The organism is Acidovorax soli, from assembly GCF_900107605.1.
In the GTDB taxonomy this organism is placed as follows: Bacteria; Pseudomonadota; Gammaproteobacteria; order Burkholderiales; family Burkholderiaceae_C; genus Acidovorax; species Acidovorax soli.
Window position 1 is genome coordinate 21,774 of the sequence record NZ_FNQJ01000034.1, and the last position, 14,094, is coordinate 35,867.

Below are 14,094 nucleotides of genomic sequence, written 5' to 3' on the forward strand. Positions count from 1 at the left end.
CGGGTCTCGGGATGGGACCACTCGGGGTGATGGTACGTCACAAAACGGCAGGGCCTGCCTGTGCCGGGGCGGCCGCTGGTGGGCCTTGGGAGTGGGACTCGGTGCGGTTCACGCGCCGGTCGTGACGGTGCGGCGCCCGCTCAGAACGACGAGCCGGGCTGGGCCAGAAACGCCAGCTCGCCGGGCGTGGATACGCGCCCCAGCGCGGCGTTGCGGTGCGGGTAGCGGCCAAAGCGCGCAATGATGTCGCGGTGCGCCACTTCGAAGCGCAGGTTGGACTCCAGCCCTGGCTGGTTAAACAGCACCATGGCCTGGGCGTGGATGGCGCTGGATTCGCTGTGCATGTAGGGCAGGTAGGCAAAGGCGCGCTGCGCCGGCGGCAGGGCTGCATCATGGCCGCCGGCCACCAGCTCCTGGGCCAGCACCAGGGCCTGGGCATCCTGTGCAAACGCCAGCGGCGTGCCGCGATGGATGTTGCGCGAGAACTGGTCGAGCACCACGATCTCGGCCAGGCGGCCTTGCGGCGTGGCGCGCCACCGCCACAGCTCACAGCGCTGCGCCGCCTCCCAGGTGGGGCCGAAGCGCACGCGGATCATGGCGTCGATGGCGTCTTCCTGGGCAAAGTGCTGCGCCGGCGAGAGTTCTTCGAACCAGAAATGGAGGATGTCTTCGGCTTGCATGGGGCAGGAGTTCAAATGGGCTTGTAACGCTGGATGATAAAGCGCTACGTGCTCTTAAAGATGTAGCGATAGATTGAGGGCGCTCCAGGCCGGCCTGCGCAGCCAGGCTAGCGTGCGCCGCTTGACGGCTCCCACGGCAGGCGTGCCAGCAGGCGTTGCCAGTCGGTGGTGGGAGAGTCATCGCAGTGCGCTGGCTCCGCAGGGGTGGCATCCCAGGCTGCGCCGGGCTGGTTTCCTGCGGGCCATTGCAGGCCGCTGTCCAACGCCAGGGCCACGCCCGTCACCGGGTGGGGCACCGTGAGCTGCCAGGCATGCAGCCACAGCCTTTGTTGGCCCAGCCGCTCGGCCCACCAGCGGTTGAGCGGGCCCTTGCCGTGGGTGGCATCGCCGATGATCGGGTGCGCCAGGTGCTTGAGGTGGCGGCGGATCTGGTGGCGCCTGCCGGTGGTGGGCACCGCCTCCACCAGCGAGGCGCGGGTGCTGGCAAAGCGTGCGTCGCTGGCCTCGGGCAGCGTGAGCTGCGCCAGGCGGCGAAAACGGGTGTGTGCGTCCTGCACGGCGGCATCCGAAGGGGCGTCGTCGGGCTTGAGCGCATGGTCCACCTCGATGGCGTCAGGTGCCCAGCCGCGCACCAGGGCCAGGTAGCGCTTGGTGGTGGCACCGTGCTCGAAGGCCTGCGACAGCGCGCGGGCCGCATCGCTGTGCAGCGCCATCACCAGCACGCCGCAGGTGCCCTTGTCGAGCCGGTGCACGGGGTACACATGCTGGCCCAGCTGGTCGCGCAGGGTCTGCATCACAAAGCGTGTCTCGCCCGCGTCCAGCCCCGTGCGGTGCACCAGCCAGCCCGCGGGCTTGTAGACGGCCACCAGGTGCGCGTCGCGCCAGAGAATGTGCAAGAGGGGCGTCATGGGGATTGTCATGGTGGCAAGGCTGTGGCTGGGCATTGTGCTGCCTGCGTGGCGTGCATTCGGGTCATGGCGCTTTCGCCATGCACGCACGCGACAATCGCAGGCACCATGAAAACCATTCTCCCTCTGCAACTGCTGGTTGCCCCCGACAAGAACGACCCCGCTCCCCTGGTCCTGTACCACGGCCGCAATTGCCCCGATGGCTTTGGCGCCGCACTGGCCGCATGGCTGTACTACGGCGACAGCGCTGAATACCTGGGGCTGGACCATGGCGACGTGAAGACGGTGGACGACCTGCCCGCCGTGGCCGGCCGCGCCGTGTACATCCTCGATTTTTCGTTCGCGGCCGACATCCTGCAGGCCATCGAAGAGCGTGCCGCCAAGCTGGTGATGCTGGACCACCACAAAAGCGCCGCCGAAAAACTCACCGGCTTTGCCTGCCGCTGCGGCGTGGTGCACTTTGACATGCACAAGTCGGGCGCGCGCCTGGCGTGGGAGTTCTTCCACCCCGGCCAGCCCGTGCCGGAGCTGCTGAAATACATCGAGGACCGCGACATCTGGAAATGGGAGTTCCCCGAAAGCGCGGCCTTTCTGTCGGCCCTCGACATGGAGCCCCAGAGCTTTGCGCGCTGGCGCGAGATTGCTGCCTTCACCCCCGACCAGGTCGCGGCCTTCATGGCGCGGGGCGCGGCCATGGATGAAAAATACCGCAAGCTCGCCGCTGACCTGGCCGAGGGCGCGCAGTCCCTGGTGTTCAACGGCATCGAGGGCCTGATGGTCAACGCGCCCGGCATGTTCCACAGCCTGGTGGGCGACATGCTGTCGGCCAAGACGGGTACCTTTGCGCTGATGTGGAGCGCGGGCGCCAAGGGCGTGAAGGTGGGGTTGCGTGCGCAGCGCAATTTCGACTGCATTGCGCTGGCCGAAAGCATGGGCGGCGGCGGCCATGCGCAGGCCTGCGGCTTCAAGATGGGGGCCGAGCGGCTCACCGAACTGCTCAGCGGCGTTTTCAATGCCCGGCCTGCCGCCTGAAACCCGCCTGCACTCAGCGCTGGTGCCGGTGGCGATAGGCCCACGGCGCCAGCGGGCGCGGCTGTGCCCACAGGCCCTTGCGGCTGGCGCGGGCCTGCTGCTGCAATGGCGCCAGGTGCGGGTGCTGGTCGGCATAGGGCGTGTACACCCACGCCAGGCCTGCGCTGACCTGCGCCGCTGCCACATCGGTGGTGCCGCAGCGCACGTTGGCCACGGTGCGGCCATAGGCATCGTGTGACAGGGCGTGCAGCGTGGCGCGCTGCCGAAAGCAGATCTGCGCCAGGTGCTGCCGTGACTTCTGGCCAAAGGCCTGCTTGCGCTCGGGGGCGTCGATGGCCGCGATGCGCACTTTCACCTGCTGGTAGGCGCCGGGTGTGCCGCAGCGGGCGGTGAGGGTATCGCCGTCGCTGATGGCGACGACCAGGCAGAGCAGGACAGAAACGGGCACGGGTACTGGGGATGGAGCAAATCAGGCCCATGGCGATGGGCGCGTGGCGGCCGGCGCAGGCAGTGCGCGCAGCGAGCAGGCGACTATAAACCCGTCGTACTGCCCCGTGGTGATGCCGCAGGCGGGGCCCTCCGGTGCCGGGAGCGCCATGCCAGCGCGCTTCCCGCCGCCAGGCCCACGGCGTCGGCCAGCCAGTCGCCCCATTCGCCATAGCGCCAGCCGGTGGCGGCCTGCGCCAGTTCGATGGCGCCGCCAAAAGCCAGCAAGCCCACGGCCAGGCGCCAGGGCCGGCGCGGATAGGCCAGCAGGCCCAGTGCGGCCAGCGCGGTAAATGCCAGGGCGTGCTGGGCCTTGTCCCACACGCTGAAGACCGGTGGCGGCAGGTAGGCAACGGGCATCAGCGACAGTACCGCAACGCACAGCGCCAGAGCCCAGAACCCCACCACCAGCCCCCGGTGCAGCCAGTGCGGTGCGTGTGCGAGGTGGCGTGCGACGGCCCTCATGCGGCACCGCCTTGCGCGGCGGGCAGGTTTTTTTCCAGCAGCCGCACCAGCGTGTGCAGCAGCCGGTTGACGGGCGTGGCAATGCCCAGCGCCTCGCCCCGGTGCACGATGAAGCCGTTGAGGTGGTCGATCTCGCTGCGCTTGCCGCGCGCCAGGTCCTGCGCGGTGGAGGACATCTGCGCGGGCATGGTGGCTGCGAGACGCAGTACGGCATCCAGGGTGTCTGCAGGCAGTGCGATGCCGCTGGCCTGCGCCACCTGGCGGCATTCGTCCACGATGTCCTGCATCGCCTGGGGCACGGCCAGGCCGGGGCTGTTCATGATCTCGCCATAGGGCAGCCGGGTGATGGCCGACAAGGCGTTGTAGGCGCAGTTGAGCACCAGCTTGGCCCACAGTGCGCCGGCCACGTCGTCGGAAATCTGCACCGGCACACCCGCTGCCCCCAGGGTGGTGGCGATGTCCGCGCTGGTGGGCGAGGGGGCAATGACCAGCTCGCCGCGCCCATGGTGGCGCACATGGCCGGGGCCGGCCATTTCGGTGGCCACGTACACCACGGCCGGGATGACGGGGCGCCCGATCACGGCCTGCAGGCGCTCGGCGTTGTCCACGCCGTTTTGCAGGCTGAGCACCACCGCGCCCTCGGCCAGGTGCGGGGCCAGCGCGCGGCCCGCGCTTTCGGTGTCGGTGGACTTGACGCACACCAGCACCCACTGCGCGCCGCGCACGGCGCTGGCATCGGTGCCGGCCGCCACGCGCACCCGCTGCGCAAAGGCCTGCGTTTCGAGCAGCAGGCCCTGGGCGTTCACGGCCTCGGCGTGGTGCGCGCGGGCAATCAAGGTGACCTCATGGCCTGCGCGCGCCAGCATGCCACCGTAGTAGCAGCCCACGGCGCCCGCGCCCATTACCGCAATCTTCATGGAACCCCCTCTGTCTGAGGCCCGGCGGGCGCTGGTGGCGGCATCTTGCGACGCTGCACCAGCCCGCCCGGGCAAAATCGCCATTGTGCGATGCCATTGGCCCGGGCCCCGTTGCGGGGAACCAGAGCCCCGCTTTGCTGTCTGAACAGGCTTTGCGCAGCGGGGTGGCATGATTCATGGTTCCGCGATGCCCGAGACAATTTTCATCCCGAGGAGTGCCCGGTTTTGAGTCTGCCCTGGATGCCCCAACGCACCCTTTTTCACACTGCCGCCCATGTGCCCTTGGCGCGCTGGAGCCAGATGATTGCTCTGTGCCTTGTGGTCCTGTCGGCCCTGCTGGCCGGGTGCGCCGCACCGTCCAAGGTGTTCTCGCCGCAGGAAAGCTTTGATTCGGTGGCCACCTATTCGCGCCTGTTCGACGCCTCGCCCGCGCAGACCTGCGAGGCCGCCCGGCGCGCCCTGCTGAGCCAGGGCTACATCATCAACACCCATGTGGCCGAGATGGTGGAAGGCAAGAAGAACTTTCAGCCCGAGGCCGACGCCCACCTGCAGATGATGATCCGTGTGGTGTGCGTTCCAGAAAGCGCCCAGGGCAAGGTCAGCCTGGGGTTTGTGACCGCCGTGCAGGAGCAGTACACCCTCAAGAAGAGCAACAACTCTGCCAGCCTGGGCGTGGGGGGCGTGGGCTCGGTGTCGCTGCCGCTGCTGTCCAGCGACGAAGCCTTGGTCAAGGTGGGCAGTGAAACCATTGCCTCGGACACCTTCTACGACAGCTTTTTCGACCTCATCAAGCGCTACCTGGTCCTGGGCGAGCCCGCGATGGAATAGCGCGGCAAGGCCATATTGTTTTGATGGTGCGCTGCACCACCCGCGACCCATGAAACGGGCATGGCCCAGGCCAGGGCAGCCAAGCAAGGGCCGCCAAGCCGCTGCTGCGGCGCTTCGCTTGCGTGCGAGGGCCGCGTCCCCCTGCCCGCATTGCGCCGCAGTGCGAGAGCGGGGGAAGCGGCAAAGCCGCGCAGGGGGTGTATCACGTCAATCCGCCCAGGTTCCCGGCGCCAGCCCCTGCAGCGTGTAGGGTCCGATGGCCGCACGAATCAGCCGCAGCGTGGGGTGGCCTACGGCGGCCGTCATGCGGCGCACCTGGCGGTTGCGCCCCTCGCGGATGACGAGCTCGATCCACGCGGTGGGAATGGCCGTGCGCTCGCGGATGGGCGGGTTGCGCGCCCACACAGCCGGCGGTGGCTCCAGCAGGCGCGCCTTGGCGGGCAGGGTGGGGCCATCGTTGAGCCGCACCCCGCTGCGCAGTGCGGCCAGCGCGGCTTCATCCGGCACGCCCTCCACCTGCACCCAGTAGGTTTTCTCCATCTTGAAGCGCGGGTCGGCAATGCGGGCCTGTAGCTTGCCGTCGTCGGTGAGCAGCAGCAAGCCCTCGCTGTCGGCATCCAGCCGCCCGGCCACGTACACGCCGGGCAGGGCGATGTAGTCCTTGAGCCCCTGCCATTTGCCCTCGGCCGTGAACTGGCTCAGCACGCCATAGGGTTTGTTGAAACGGATCAGGCGGGCAGTCATGAACGGGGTTCTGTGGCGCGGTGGTGCAGTGGCGGGTGGTCGAGCATAGCGCGCTGCGCTGGTGCTGGCGCCACCAGGCCCGCAAGCCGCAGGCGGGTGGATTCGTCAGCGTCTGGTCGGATGGGAGGGCTGATTCTTGACGGGTAAAATCGCCACGTTGCGCTACTGTTGTTTGCGCCATTTGCTATTTAATCAGTAGCAAAATCATCTGGGCAAGTGTTGCCTGACCCCCCATCAAGGAATCCAGGACGCACCGCCATGGTCACCATTCAGCTCGATATCGCCCAGACCATCGGCATCGCCGCCGTGTTGCTGGTGGTCGGCGAGTTCGTCAAAAAGCGCGTGGACGTGCTCTCGCGTTACTTCATCCCCGGCCCCATCATCGGCGGGCTGGTGTTCTCGGTCATTGCGTTGATCGGGCACCAGACGGGCCTGTTCGCTTTCGAGTTTTACGACAACATGCGCGCGTTTTTGCTGCTGGTGTTTTTCACCACCATCGGCTTTTCAGCCAGTTTTGAGTTGCTCAAAAAAGGCGGCGTGGGTGTGGCGCTGTTTCTTGCAGCAGCGGTAGGGCTGGTGGTGCTGCAGAACCTGCTGGGCGCCGGGCTGGCTGCAGTGCTAGGCGTGCATCCGCTGATTGGTGTGGCGGCGGGGTCCATCTCGCTCACGGGCGGGCATGGCACGTCCGCCGCGTTTGGCCCGCTTCTGGAGCAGGCCGGTGCCGCTGGCGCGCTGCCCGCCGCCATTGCGGCGGCCACCTATGGCCTGGTATCTGGCTGCGTGATTGGTGGCCCGCTGGGCACCCTGCTCATGCGCCGCAATGGTCTGCGCCCCGCCGGATCCGCCGCGGGCGCAGCACCTGCGGTGTCCATGCTGCCAACGTCCGCCTCTGCATCCACCGGCGACACGGTGATGTACGCCAGCATCCTGATCACCGTGTGCATCGGGGCGGGTACGTTGCTGGTCAACTGGCTCAAGGGCATGGGCATCACGCTGCCCTCGTACCTGGGGCCCATGCTGGTGGCGGCTGTGGTACGCAACATCATTGACTGGCGCCAGACCGAGCTGCCGCTGCGCCAGTTCGAGGTGGTGGGCAATGTCTCGCTGGCGTTCTTTCTGGCCATGGCGCTCATGTCGATGAAACTGTGGGAGCTGGCCGAGGTGGCCGGGCCGCTGCTGGTGATCCTGCTGGCGCAGACCGTGCTGATGTTTGCGTATGCCTACTTCGTCACCTTCCGCATGGTGGGGGGCGACTACGACGCTGCCGTCATCGCCGCTGGCCACTGCGGCTTTGGCATGGGCGCCACACCCAATGCCATGGCCAACATGCAGGCGTTCACCGCAGTCAATGGCCCGTCGGTGAAGGCGTTTTTTGTGATCCCGCTGGTGGGCTCGCTGTTCATCGACTTCTTCAACGCGGTGATCATCACCGGCTTCATGAACTACTTGAAGTAGCCCGCCGAGGCGCTGCGCGGCGTGGCGGGCTGCTGTTGTTCATGGCACTGCGCGCCACCCACCGCCGTGAATGCTGAAATCACGCGGGAATGAACAGTGACGGGTCCACCATGGTGCGGTTGAGCATCACGCCCCAGTGCAGGTGCGGGCCGGTTACTCGGCCGGTGGCGCCCACCTTGCAAAACGCCTCGCCCGCCTGCAGCACATCGCCCAGGTGCACGTCCATGCTGCTCAGGTGGCAGTACATGGTCAGCAAGCCCTGGCCGTGGTCCAGCCATACGGTGCCGCCGTTGAAGAAATAGTCGCCCACGTCAATCACCCGGCCCGGCAGTGGCGCCACGATGGGCGTGCCCGTGGCGGCGGCAATGTCCATGCCGCTGTGCGGATTGCGCGGCTGGCCGTTGAACACGCGCCGCAGCCCGAACGAGCTGGAGCGCCGCCCCGGGACCGGCACCCGCATGCGCAGCGAGGGCAGATTGCCGTCCGCTGGCATGCTCCAGGTTGCCATCACCTGCGCCTGGTGGTCGCGTTCGCGTTCGTAGCGGGCCTGGTCCTGGGGCGACAGGTCCACCGTGCGCGGTGGCACCTTGAGGTGCTGCTCCTGGTACTGCTTGGGTGCCACGGTGTAGGGCACCTGCCGCACCTGCCGCACCTCCCGCGCACTGCCGCCATCGGCCTGCACGACGCTGATGTACGCATCGCCCGGCGCTGCCGCCAGCGGTATGCCCACCACACCCGTCCACTCGATGGCATCGCCCACCACCAGCACCGGCACATCGGCATCGCCCTGGCGCACCTGCGCCACCGGCCGCGTGGCCGCCGGGCCCAGCGACAGGCGCGCCACGCCACCGGGCACCTGCAGCGCCTGTGGCCACATGCTGGGGGGCACGGGCTGCGGCCTGGCATCGCGGCCCAGGGCGGGCAGCGCAAGCAGGCCGCCCGCGCCCAGCAGGGCAGCGCGGCGGGTGAGCAGGTGGGGGACGGTGGGGTGAAAGGCAGGGGTGGACACGGTGGTGGCAGATATTCGTTGAGGGGAGTTCAGATAACGAGAGAGTGGGCGGCGCGATAAATCGGGATTTTCGGGGCTATCGCGGGATTGAGTGGGATGGGGCCTTGAAAATCTCTCTCCCAACATGAAAACCAGCGCCAAAGTAGAAAAAGCGCCGTTTTGGGCGCTTTTTGCATTTTGCTGCAGCTAGTTCCCCAGGTCGTTCAACCATACGCCAAGGATGTCCAGCACCGCCGCTTCATCGTCGGGGCTCAGTGCGCCTGCATCAGGATCGGCAAACAGCAACCTGCGCCGTGGAATGTGCTTGGTGCCCCACTCGTGGAACGCCGCCTAGGGCTGGCCGAAGCCAACGCGCGCACTGGTGGTGTTGGCCTGGTGGTTCAGGCTGGCGAGGATGTCGCCGTAGTGATCCAGCAAGCGGCGGTTGCCGTCTTCCAAGTAGCCGTCCACGGTGGACTGCGCCCATGGCACGCACCCACACCGCCACCAGCAAGGTCAGCGTGATGCGGAGTCAGCCGCAAAGGCGCGGAGTTTTGATGCGGGTCGAACGCGTAGGTGTGGGCGTGGTCATGCTGCAACTCCTGTTCATTTGTTGATGTTGAAAAGGCAGAAGGCATTGCTGCTGACCTGCGACCACACGGGGCGCACCGCGCACGCACCAAACCCCAAGTGTGCCAGCGATGCACGCGCCGTTGAAAAGCGTGCGCAGCTGCCGCACCGTGCGGTGCTCGAGCTGTTCAGGGGGAGGGTTTCAATTGTCATGCACGGCCCTGTACCGTGCGCGCGCGGGGTGCGCTAAATGGAGCACGCCATTGTTTGAATTACGAGATGAAGTCTGCAGCTACACGCCGATACCAGGCCGGTAGTGCCACATGATCAGCATTGCCTTAAGGTCCTCTCAATGTTAAAACGAAGTTTCACTTCCCGCAGGCTTGCATCGCCCGAATCGTTTTCCAACGCTCGGCACGCTCAGCATCGGACACCGTCATGCTGGATGCGGATGTGATCGCGTTGTTGATCTCGTGCTGTGTTGGGCAAGGGCCAGTGGCACGAGATGGCGTTGAACCAATTGGAGCTCCTGGCCTGTGTTGGATCGAATCAACCACACCATTGCGCGTGTACACCAGCCAGGTTTCCTGCGGGCGCTCATAGATCACCTGCTCAGACTGGGTGCCGTTGTAGTTATTTGCGTTGACTTTGGTTGCCGGCCCCATCGCCTCCTGGAGCTGAGCCAATGTCATTCCCACCAGTGGCTTGCGCGTACGAATGGCCTCCGCCATCTCGTTGTCGCGTTTCATTTTTTCAAGGCGGGCTTGTGCATCCCCGGTGGCACCGGCACTGGCCGCAGGTGCGGACGTTGATCGAATGTTGAGCCTCTCGCCCTTGCCATCGGCACAAGGCGCATCCTGAAACACCACCTTGCCATCATGCCCTGTGCACTTGTTGATGGCCCAGGCCGGGGTGGCAGACAGCATCACGGCCGTGAGAAGAATGGCTGGTTTGAACATGGCTTCGCTCCCTTGTCTCTACTTTCGGTTGCGTTCAATGCGTTCTTGGCGTGCGGCATGGAATGCCGCCATCGCCTGCGGCCCGCTTTCCAGGGCGTGTTCCCATCCCTTGGTCAACGCAGTCTTATCGGCTGCGGCAGCTGGTTTCAGTTTCTCCAACAAGCGTGGCATACGCGGTTTGTTTTTGCTCATAGTCGGTATGCAGGTCGAGCCGTTTGGCACGCTTGCAAATCAGCATGGCATCTCCGTACAGTCGGGGAAACAAAAAACGGCACTGGTGCGGCGCACCTTGCCTGTGCGGCAGTCCGCCTTGCGCAGCCCCCCGGGTGGCAGGGGCTCAGTGCGTCACAAACTCGTAAGTCACCGCCTCGCTCTCCACCATGTCCAGGATGTCGTTGAGCACATCGTCGTCATCGGTGCTGCTCCAGGTTTCCTCGGGGTTGCTGGCAAACAGCGGCTCGATGGCCACGTCCATGAAAACGCCATTGGGCAGCTTGAGTACCGGCGTGCCTTCGGAGGTGCCCACCAGTTCCCAGTCGTCCGGCACGGACATTTCAAGCTGGATGGTGACATTGAGTTTTTTCATGGCGGGTTCCTTGGGGAATAAGGCGGCGAGGGTAACCCAATTTGGTGACAAATGGGCATTTTGTTCAGCAGGAACAAGCGCCATAAGCTATTAAAAAGAGAGCGTTTGAAGCCCGTCCGATAGGGTGTGAATGCATGGTCCGGCCTGCCAACCCCGCCACGCCCGCGCTATGCGACAGCGGGTATAGCCCACGCTGTGCGCGCCAAAGCCGCAATCCATGGGCACGGACGGCACCCACTCGCCCCCCTTTTTTACGACGAACGGCTGATGACGGGTTCGACGCCGTGCAACGAAACAGGCCCCCGTCGTTGAACCATTACGCAGCGATGGGCTGGGCGCGGTAGCTCTCGCCGCCCTCGGCCCAGGCCAGCAGCCGGTCGATGTTGGGGTGCTTGCCCGGAAACGCCCGCGCATCCGCCACATGTTCGGCATACCACTCCAGCCCCAGGCCGGCCGCCGCAGGCGAAATGCTGCCGCCATACAGCGCCGCCAGCGCGGCATACACCACCAGAGAGCCGGTCTGGCCGGGCTTGTTCTCGATGGTGGCCAGCACCTGGCCATTGGCATCCTGCAGCTGCAGGGCGGCGAAGTGGCTGGCGGAGGGGAGTTGTTTCAGGCGGTCTGCGAAGTTCATGGAGGTATTGAAGAATATTCTGATCAAAATGGCTTCTGGCGCTTTATGGATAAGCGCTAGCAGCTATGAAAACAGGAGTTTTATTGTACTTTCCGTTGCCCGTGCAATGGGCGCTAGCCTCTTACGCCTGCCACACCCCAAACCCCGCCGAGCGCAGGTCGATACCAATCTCGATCTCCCGGTCCACCGCCTCTTCATAGCCCATGGGGTTGAATCCCTCATACAGATCGGGCAGCAGCCGCAGGCCGTATTGCGTGACAAACCGGTTGGCCTGGATGCCCGCCTTGTGCTTGTCAAACCGCACATCCGGGTTCAGGCCCGTCATGCCCACATACACGCAGGGCTTGCCGTCGATGTAGCCGGGGTTGTTCTTGCGAAAGCGGGGGCCGGTCAGCACGTCTTTGGGGAGTTCGACCACGTAGACGTGGTGGTGCGGGCGGCGGGGCATGGTGTGGTTTTAGGTAAAAAATGGCATCACTGCAAGTGGAATCAGCGCAAACAGCTACTAAAAATATAGCGCAGCGCAAGAGCCGATCAGCGCGAAGTGCCCGGCGCACTCAAAACGTCGCCCCATCCGGCTTAGCGCGGTGGCTCACGATGGTCCACCATGACACCCGATGAACCGGGCTGCGGCGCAGACGATCTGTTGTGCTGGTGTGCCCCTGGCGCCCAGCCGGGGGCCTGGAGCCGCTCTTACTGCGCGCTCCCCAGCGTTGCCAGCAGCCGGGCGCTCACCTCGGCTGCATCGGGCGTGGCGAACTGCATGTTGTGCTGCTCCGTCAGCGGGCCGTGGCCGGGCTCCATGCCACCGGCAGCGTCGTAGCCCATGGCCTTGAACTTCCAGACCCCGCCCACTTGTTTGAGCGAGCCCACATGCGCGCCATCGGCCGTGTGCACCGCCACCACACCAGCGTTGACGGGCAACAACCGCAAGGGGCCCGCCAGCGGGCCGGGCGGCACGTGGGCGAAGGTTGGTGTGAAGGTAGGCGTCATGGGCTGGGTCAGAGGCATAGCAATGTTTGTATCTCAAAAGCCCGGTGCCCGCCGCCCAGCGCCATGCTGGCCCCGAGCACTGTCATGAACGACGACGCGCTGTAGGCCATAGGGGGGGCTTATTGGGAACCGATCGAAGTCTGTCTACGGCCAAGAGCTGCCGCTGGCGGTAAATAGAAGCAGGCGCTCAACGAACTAGTTAACTGGCGCCGGAGCCCGAAGGGCGCAGGGCACCAACAGCGGCCAATAAAATGCCGAAGGCATGGCGGCTGTTGGCGTCCACGTTGAACGCCCAGTTATACCGCCTCGTTCCTTGGTCGCGACCAATTGCAATAGCGATGAGTAAGCCTTGCGTTTTCCGGGATTGTCCTTCCTCCCATCCAGTATTGCTTGATGTGGTCTAACGCCGCATCGTCCACACTGCTAATTCTCTGGCCGCATATCGCGCATGTCGCATCCTTTTCTATTAGTTCCTCCTTAAGTTTGTAAGAGAAGCATCTGGGTTCCTTTTGGCCGACGCCAAGAATTCCTTGCAGCGTAGATCGCCACTTGTCGAATCGCACAGTGACTGCTTGTACGGAACTTGTAGACAGTTCTATCGAATCAATAAATGATTGATCCTCTGTCATTAGATGAATTAGGGCTTCCTTGATGGAATCAAGGTTTTGGAAAACCTTGTTTTTGTCCTCTTTTGCAAAAGAGTACATCAGTATGTCGTATAGTGACACATTGAATTTCTTTGGTTCCCAATATCCATTGGGGTCCTCTGGCTTGCCCTTGTAGTATCGCTTGAAAGCGTTTTTATCGAATATTGATCTTATAATTTGGCAGGCATTTTTGAATGCTGCCTTCAATTCTATTAGATCCTTGTCTGATATGTCTTTCTTTTCTTGTGACTCGCTGTTGAGGAATGCTCTTATTGGGGCCTTATAATTGAGATAGGTTTTGTGGTAAAACGCGCAGAATCTCAAAACAAGCTCGACGTCTCTCATCCGCTTGTCTTGTGTCTTTAGGCCGCATAGATACATGAAATCCGGATCAAGTGACATCTCTCGGAGGGCTGTGTTGAGTTTCCCTCTATACAAACAGTTGCGCAACTCTTGGTCATTAAGTTGGACGGAGCCTGTATTTAGTCTCTCAAATATCTCGAACTTAAGATCCTCGCTAGAATCTTTCTGGAAGGTGATGGCGCGAATTTTGTAATAACGAATTTTGTCCTGAATTTCCTCGGAAAGTTCGCTGAATTTCCTTCCGTTCAAGTCGGTGCAGACATTTAGCCCGCCAAGTTTAAATACTTTTCCATCAGGAAAAACCCCCTCGATAAATGAGAAGAAGGATGTGAGCCTTTGCTGCCCATCAATGACGTACTCCTTGCCATCTTTTTCTTCAGATAGGTAGATGATCGGCAGTGGAATGGAAAGGATTGCTGATTCGATGAGCTTGCTTGCCTTTACGGCGTCCCAAACATACTGACGCTGGAAGTCAGGCTGAAGAACTAGCCTGCCCCTTGTTTTTTTGTTGTGCAGCGAATCAATTTCCAGGTCGCCACTGGACGTAAAAATCTTTTTGCTCTCTGCGGGCAACGCTACGTCTTCAGTGTCGTCAGACTCAATAGTTAAATCGAATTCATCTTCCATCTCAAAAAGTCCTTTCTTGGGGGGGGATAAGGTAATGTAGACCGCACCAAGCCGCAGGCCATATCTGGCGCTTGCGGTCTAAACTGGCACGCAGAAAACGCTGCAAGGGGCTTGTAGCCTAGGGATGTCCTGAACAACTCGAATTTGTGAGTGCTAGAAGGCAGCCGCGTTCAGGCAGCGCGATGGAGACCGTTTGGGCAGCACTTGGGCCT

The 14,094-nt window shown here is 63.5% G+C and carries 18 protein-coding genes; 4 read left to right on the forward strand and 14 right to left on the reverse strand.

All coding sequences use genetic code 11. The features are described 5' to 3' along the window. Positions 1 to 140: 140 nt before the first annotated feature. Both BLW02_RS16590 and BLW02_RS16595 read right to left on the reverse strand, forming a co-directional pair. Positions 141 to 680, reverse strand: a complete 540-nt coding sequence (locus tag BLW02_RS16590) for a DUF924 family protein (protein WP_092700450.1) — start codon at positions 678 to 680, stop codon at positions 141 to 143. A 107-nt stretch (positions 681 to 787) separates the two neighbouring features. Next, the gene (locus tag BLW02_RS16595; RefSeq protein ID WP_425285672.1) at positions 788 to 1,588 is read right to left on the reverse strand and encodes a pseudouridine synthase; all 801 of its coding nucleotides are present in this window, start codon (positions 1,586 to 1,588) and stop codon (positions 788 to 790) included. A gap of 108 nt (positions 1,589 to 1,696) precedes the next feature. Here BLW02_RS16595 and BLW02_RS16600 point away from each other — a divergent pair, with 108 nt between their 5' ends. Next, entirely contained in the window at positions 1,697 to 2,620 is a 924-nt protein-coding gene (locus BLW02_RS16600; RefSeq protein ID WP_092700453.1) for a DHH family phosphoesterase, read from the forward strand. Between the two features lie 13 nt (positions 2,621 to 2,633). Here the strand turns inward: BLW02_RS16600 and BLW02_RS16605 are convergent, their stop codons facing one another. The 3 genes from BLW02_RS16605 to BLW02_RS16615 form a co-directional block, all read right to left on the reverse strand. Next, positions 2,634 to 3,068, reverse strand: a complete 435-nt coding sequence (locus BLW02_RS16605) for a thermonuclease family protein (RefSeq protein WP_244273733.1) — start codon at positions 3,066 to 3,068, stop codon at positions 2,634 to 2,636. 83 nt (positions 3,069 to 3,151) lie between these two features. Then, positions 3,152 to 3,571 (reverse strand): VanZ family protein, encoded by a 420-nt coding sequence (locus BLW02_RS16610; protein ID WP_208859750.1) that lies wholly within the window; start codon positions 3,569 to 3,571, stop codon positions 3,152 to 3,154. Next, positions 3,568 to 4,659: a ketopantoate reductase family protein gene (locus BLW02_RS16615; RefSeq protein WP_342029671.1), complete on the reverse strand. Its 1,092-nt coding sequence runs from the start codon at positions 4,657 to 4,659 to the stop codon at positions 3,568 to 3,570. Before BLW02_RS16615 ends, BLW02_RS16610 begins: the two co-directional genes overlap by 4 nt. A gap of 129 nt (positions 4,660 to 4,788) precedes the next feature. On the opposite strand from BLW02_RS16615, the gene BLW02_RS16620 reads away from it, so the two are divergent. Then, positions 4,789 to 5,316 (forward strand): DUF2242 domain-containing protein, encoded by a 528-nt coding sequence (locus tag BLW02_RS16620; RefSeq protein WP_092700494.1) that lies wholly within the window; start codon positions 4,789 to 4,791, stop codon positions 5,314 to 5,316. 207 nt (positions 5,317 to 5,523) lie between these two features. Here BLW02_RS16620 and BLW02_RS16625 read toward each other — a convergent pair whose 3' ends face one another. Continuing rightward, a complete protein-coding gene (locus BLW02_RS16625; protein ID WP_092700460.1) occupies positions 5,524 to 6,060 on the reverse strand; it encodes a pseudouridine synthase in 537 nt (178 codons plus the stop codon). 258 nt (positions 6,061 to 6,318) lie between these two features. Between BLW02_RS16625 and gltS the strand changes: the two genes are divergently transcribed. Then, positions 6,319 to 7,515, forward strand: coding sequence for a sodium/glutamate symporter (gltS, locus tag BLW02_RS16630; protein WP_092700463.1), 1,197 nt, complete (start codon positions 6,319 to 6,321; stop codon positions 7,513 to 7,515). A 79-nt stretch (positions 7,516 to 7,594) separates the two neighbouring features. Here gltS and BLW02_RS16635 read toward each other — a convergent pair whose 3' ends face one another. Next, the gene (locus BLW02_RS16635; protein WP_244273734.1) at positions 7,595 to 8,524 is read right to left on the reverse strand and encodes a M23 family metallopeptidase; all 930 of its coding nucleotides are present in this window, start codon (positions 8,522 to 8,524) and stop codon (positions 7,595 to 7,597) included. 464 nt (positions 8,525 to 8,988) lie between these two features. Here BLW02_RS16635 and BLW02_RS20335 point away from each other — a divergent pair, with 464 nt between their 5' ends. Continuing rightward, positions 8,989 to 9,120, forward strand: coding sequence for a hypothetical protein (locus BLW02_RS20335; RefSeq protein ID WP_280140387.1), 132 nt, complete (start codon positions 8,989 to 8,991; stop codon positions 9,118 to 9,120). 321 nt (positions 9,121 to 9,441) lie between these two features. Here BLW02_RS20335 and BLW02_RS16640 read toward each other — a convergent pair whose 3' ends face one another. The 7 genes from BLW02_RS16640 to BLW02_RS16665 form a co-directional block, all read right to left on the reverse strand. Then, positions 9,442 to 10,032 (reverse strand): DUF4124 domain-containing protein, encoded by a 591-nt coding sequence (locus BLW02_RS16640; protein ID WP_139285395.1) that lies wholly within the window; start codon positions 10,030 to 10,032, stop codon positions 9,442 to 9,444. A gap of 18 nt (positions 10,033 to 10,050) precedes the next feature. Next, positions 10,051 to 10,224, reverse strand: coding sequence for a hypothetical protein (locus BLW02_RS19960; RefSeq protein ID WP_159433798.1), 174 nt, complete (start codon positions 10,222 to 10,224; stop codon positions 10,051 to 10,053). Between the two features lie 145 nt (positions 10,225 to 10,369). After that, complete coding sequence (locus tag BLW02_RS16645) at positions 10,370 to 10,618, reverse strand: hypothetical protein (protein ID WP_087746685.1); 249 nt, start codon at positions 10,616 to 10,618, stop codon at positions 10,370 to 10,372. A gap of 316 nt (positions 10,619 to 10,934) precedes the next feature. Next, positions 10,935 to 11,252 (reverse strand): DUF2322 family protein, encoded by a 318-nt coding sequence (locus BLW02_RS16650; RefSeq protein ID WP_092700469.1) that lies wholly within the window; start codon positions 11,250 to 11,252, stop codon positions 10,935 to 10,937. A 121-nt stretch (positions 11,253 to 11,373) separates the two neighbouring features. After that, on the reverse strand, positions 11,374 to 11,700 hold the full coding sequence (locus BLW02_RS16655; protein WP_092700472.1) for a hypothetical protein: 327 nt from the start codon (positions 11,698 to 11,700) through the stop codon (positions 11,374 to 11,376). A gap of 245 nt (positions 11,701 to 11,945) precedes the next feature. Beyond that, on the reverse strand, positions 11,946 to 12,263 hold the full coding sequence (locus BLW02_RS16660) for a hypothetical protein (protein WP_244273735.1): 318 nt from the start codon (positions 12,261 to 12,263) through the stop codon (positions 11,946 to 11,948). A 278-nt stretch (positions 12,264 to 12,541) separates the two neighbouring features. Beyond that, on the reverse strand, positions 12,542 to 13,882 hold the full coding sequence (locus BLW02_RS16665) for a GmrSD restriction endonuclease domain-containing protein (RefSeq protein WP_092700475.1): 1,341 nt from the start codon (positions 13,880 to 13,882) through the stop codon (positions 12,542 to 12,544). Between the last annotated feature and the right edge of the window lie 212 nt (positions 13,883 to 14,094).

Bases quoted from the DNA above. Each gene is read 5' to 3' on its own strand.
- BLW02_RS16590 (WP_092700450.1), bottom strand. From the start codon at position 680: ATGCAAGCCGAAGACATCCTCCATTTCTGGTTCGAAGAACTCTCGCCG.
- BLW02_RS16595 (WP_425285672.1), bottom strand. From the start codon at position 1,588: ATGACGCCCCTCTTGCACATTCTCTGGCGCGACGCGCACCTGGTGGCC.
- BLW02_RS16600 (WP_092700453.1), top strand. From the start codon at position 1,697: ATGAAAACCATTCTCCCTCTGCAACTGCTGGTTGCCCCCGACAAGAAC.
- BLW02_RS16610 (WP_208859750.1), bottom strand. From the start codon at position 3,571: ATGAGGGCCGTCGCACGCCACCTCGCACACGCACCGCACTGGCTGCAC.
- BLW02_RS16615 (WP_342029671.1), bottom strand. From the start codon at position 4,659: ATGCCACCCCGCTGCGCAAAGCCTGTTCAGACAGCAAAGCGGGGCTCT.
- BLW02_RS16620 (WP_092700494.1), top strand. From the start codon at position 4,789: ATGATTGCTCTGTGCCTTGTGGTCCTGTCGGCCCTGCTGGCCGGGTGC.
- BLW02_RS16625 (WP_092700460.1), bottom strand. From the start codon at position 6,060: ATGACTGCCCGCCTGATCCGTTTCAACAAACCCTATGGCGTGCTGAGC.
- gltS (WP_092700463.1), top strand. From the start codon at position 6,319: ATGGTCACCATTCAGCTCGATATCGCCCAGACCATCGGCATCGCCGCC.
- BLW02_RS20335 (WP_280140387.1), top strand. From the start codon at position 8,989: ATGGCACGCACCCACACCGCCACCAGCAAGGTCAGCGTGATGCGGAGT.
- BLW02_RS16640 (WP_139285395.1), bottom strand. From the start codon at position 10,032: ATGTTCAAACCAGCCATTCTTCTCACGGCCGTGATGCTGTCTGCCACC.
- BLW02_RS19960 (WP_159433798.1), bottom strand. From the start codon at position 10,224: ATGAGCAAAAACAAACCGCGTATGCCACGCTTGTTGGAGAAACTGAAA.
- BLW02_RS16645 (WP_087746685.1), bottom strand. From the start codon at position 10,618: ATGAAAAAACTCAATGTCACCATCCAGCTTGAAATGTCCGTGCCGGAC.
- BLW02_RS16650 (WP_092700469.1), bottom strand. From the start codon at position 11,252: ATGAACTTCGCAGACCGCCTGAAACAACTCCCCTCCGCCAGCCACTTC.
- BLW02_RS16655 (WP_092700472.1), bottom strand. From the start codon at position 11,700: ATGCCCCGCCGCCCGCACCACCACGTCTACGTGGTCGAACTCCCCAAA.
- BLW02_RS16660 (WP_244273735.1), bottom strand. From the start codon at position 12,263: ATGCCTCTGACCCAGCCCATGACGCCTACCTTCACACCAACCTTCGCC.
- BLW02_RS16665 (WP_092700475.1), bottom strand. From the start codon at position 13,882: ATGGAAGATGAATTCGATTTAACTATTGAGTCTGACGACACTGAAGAC.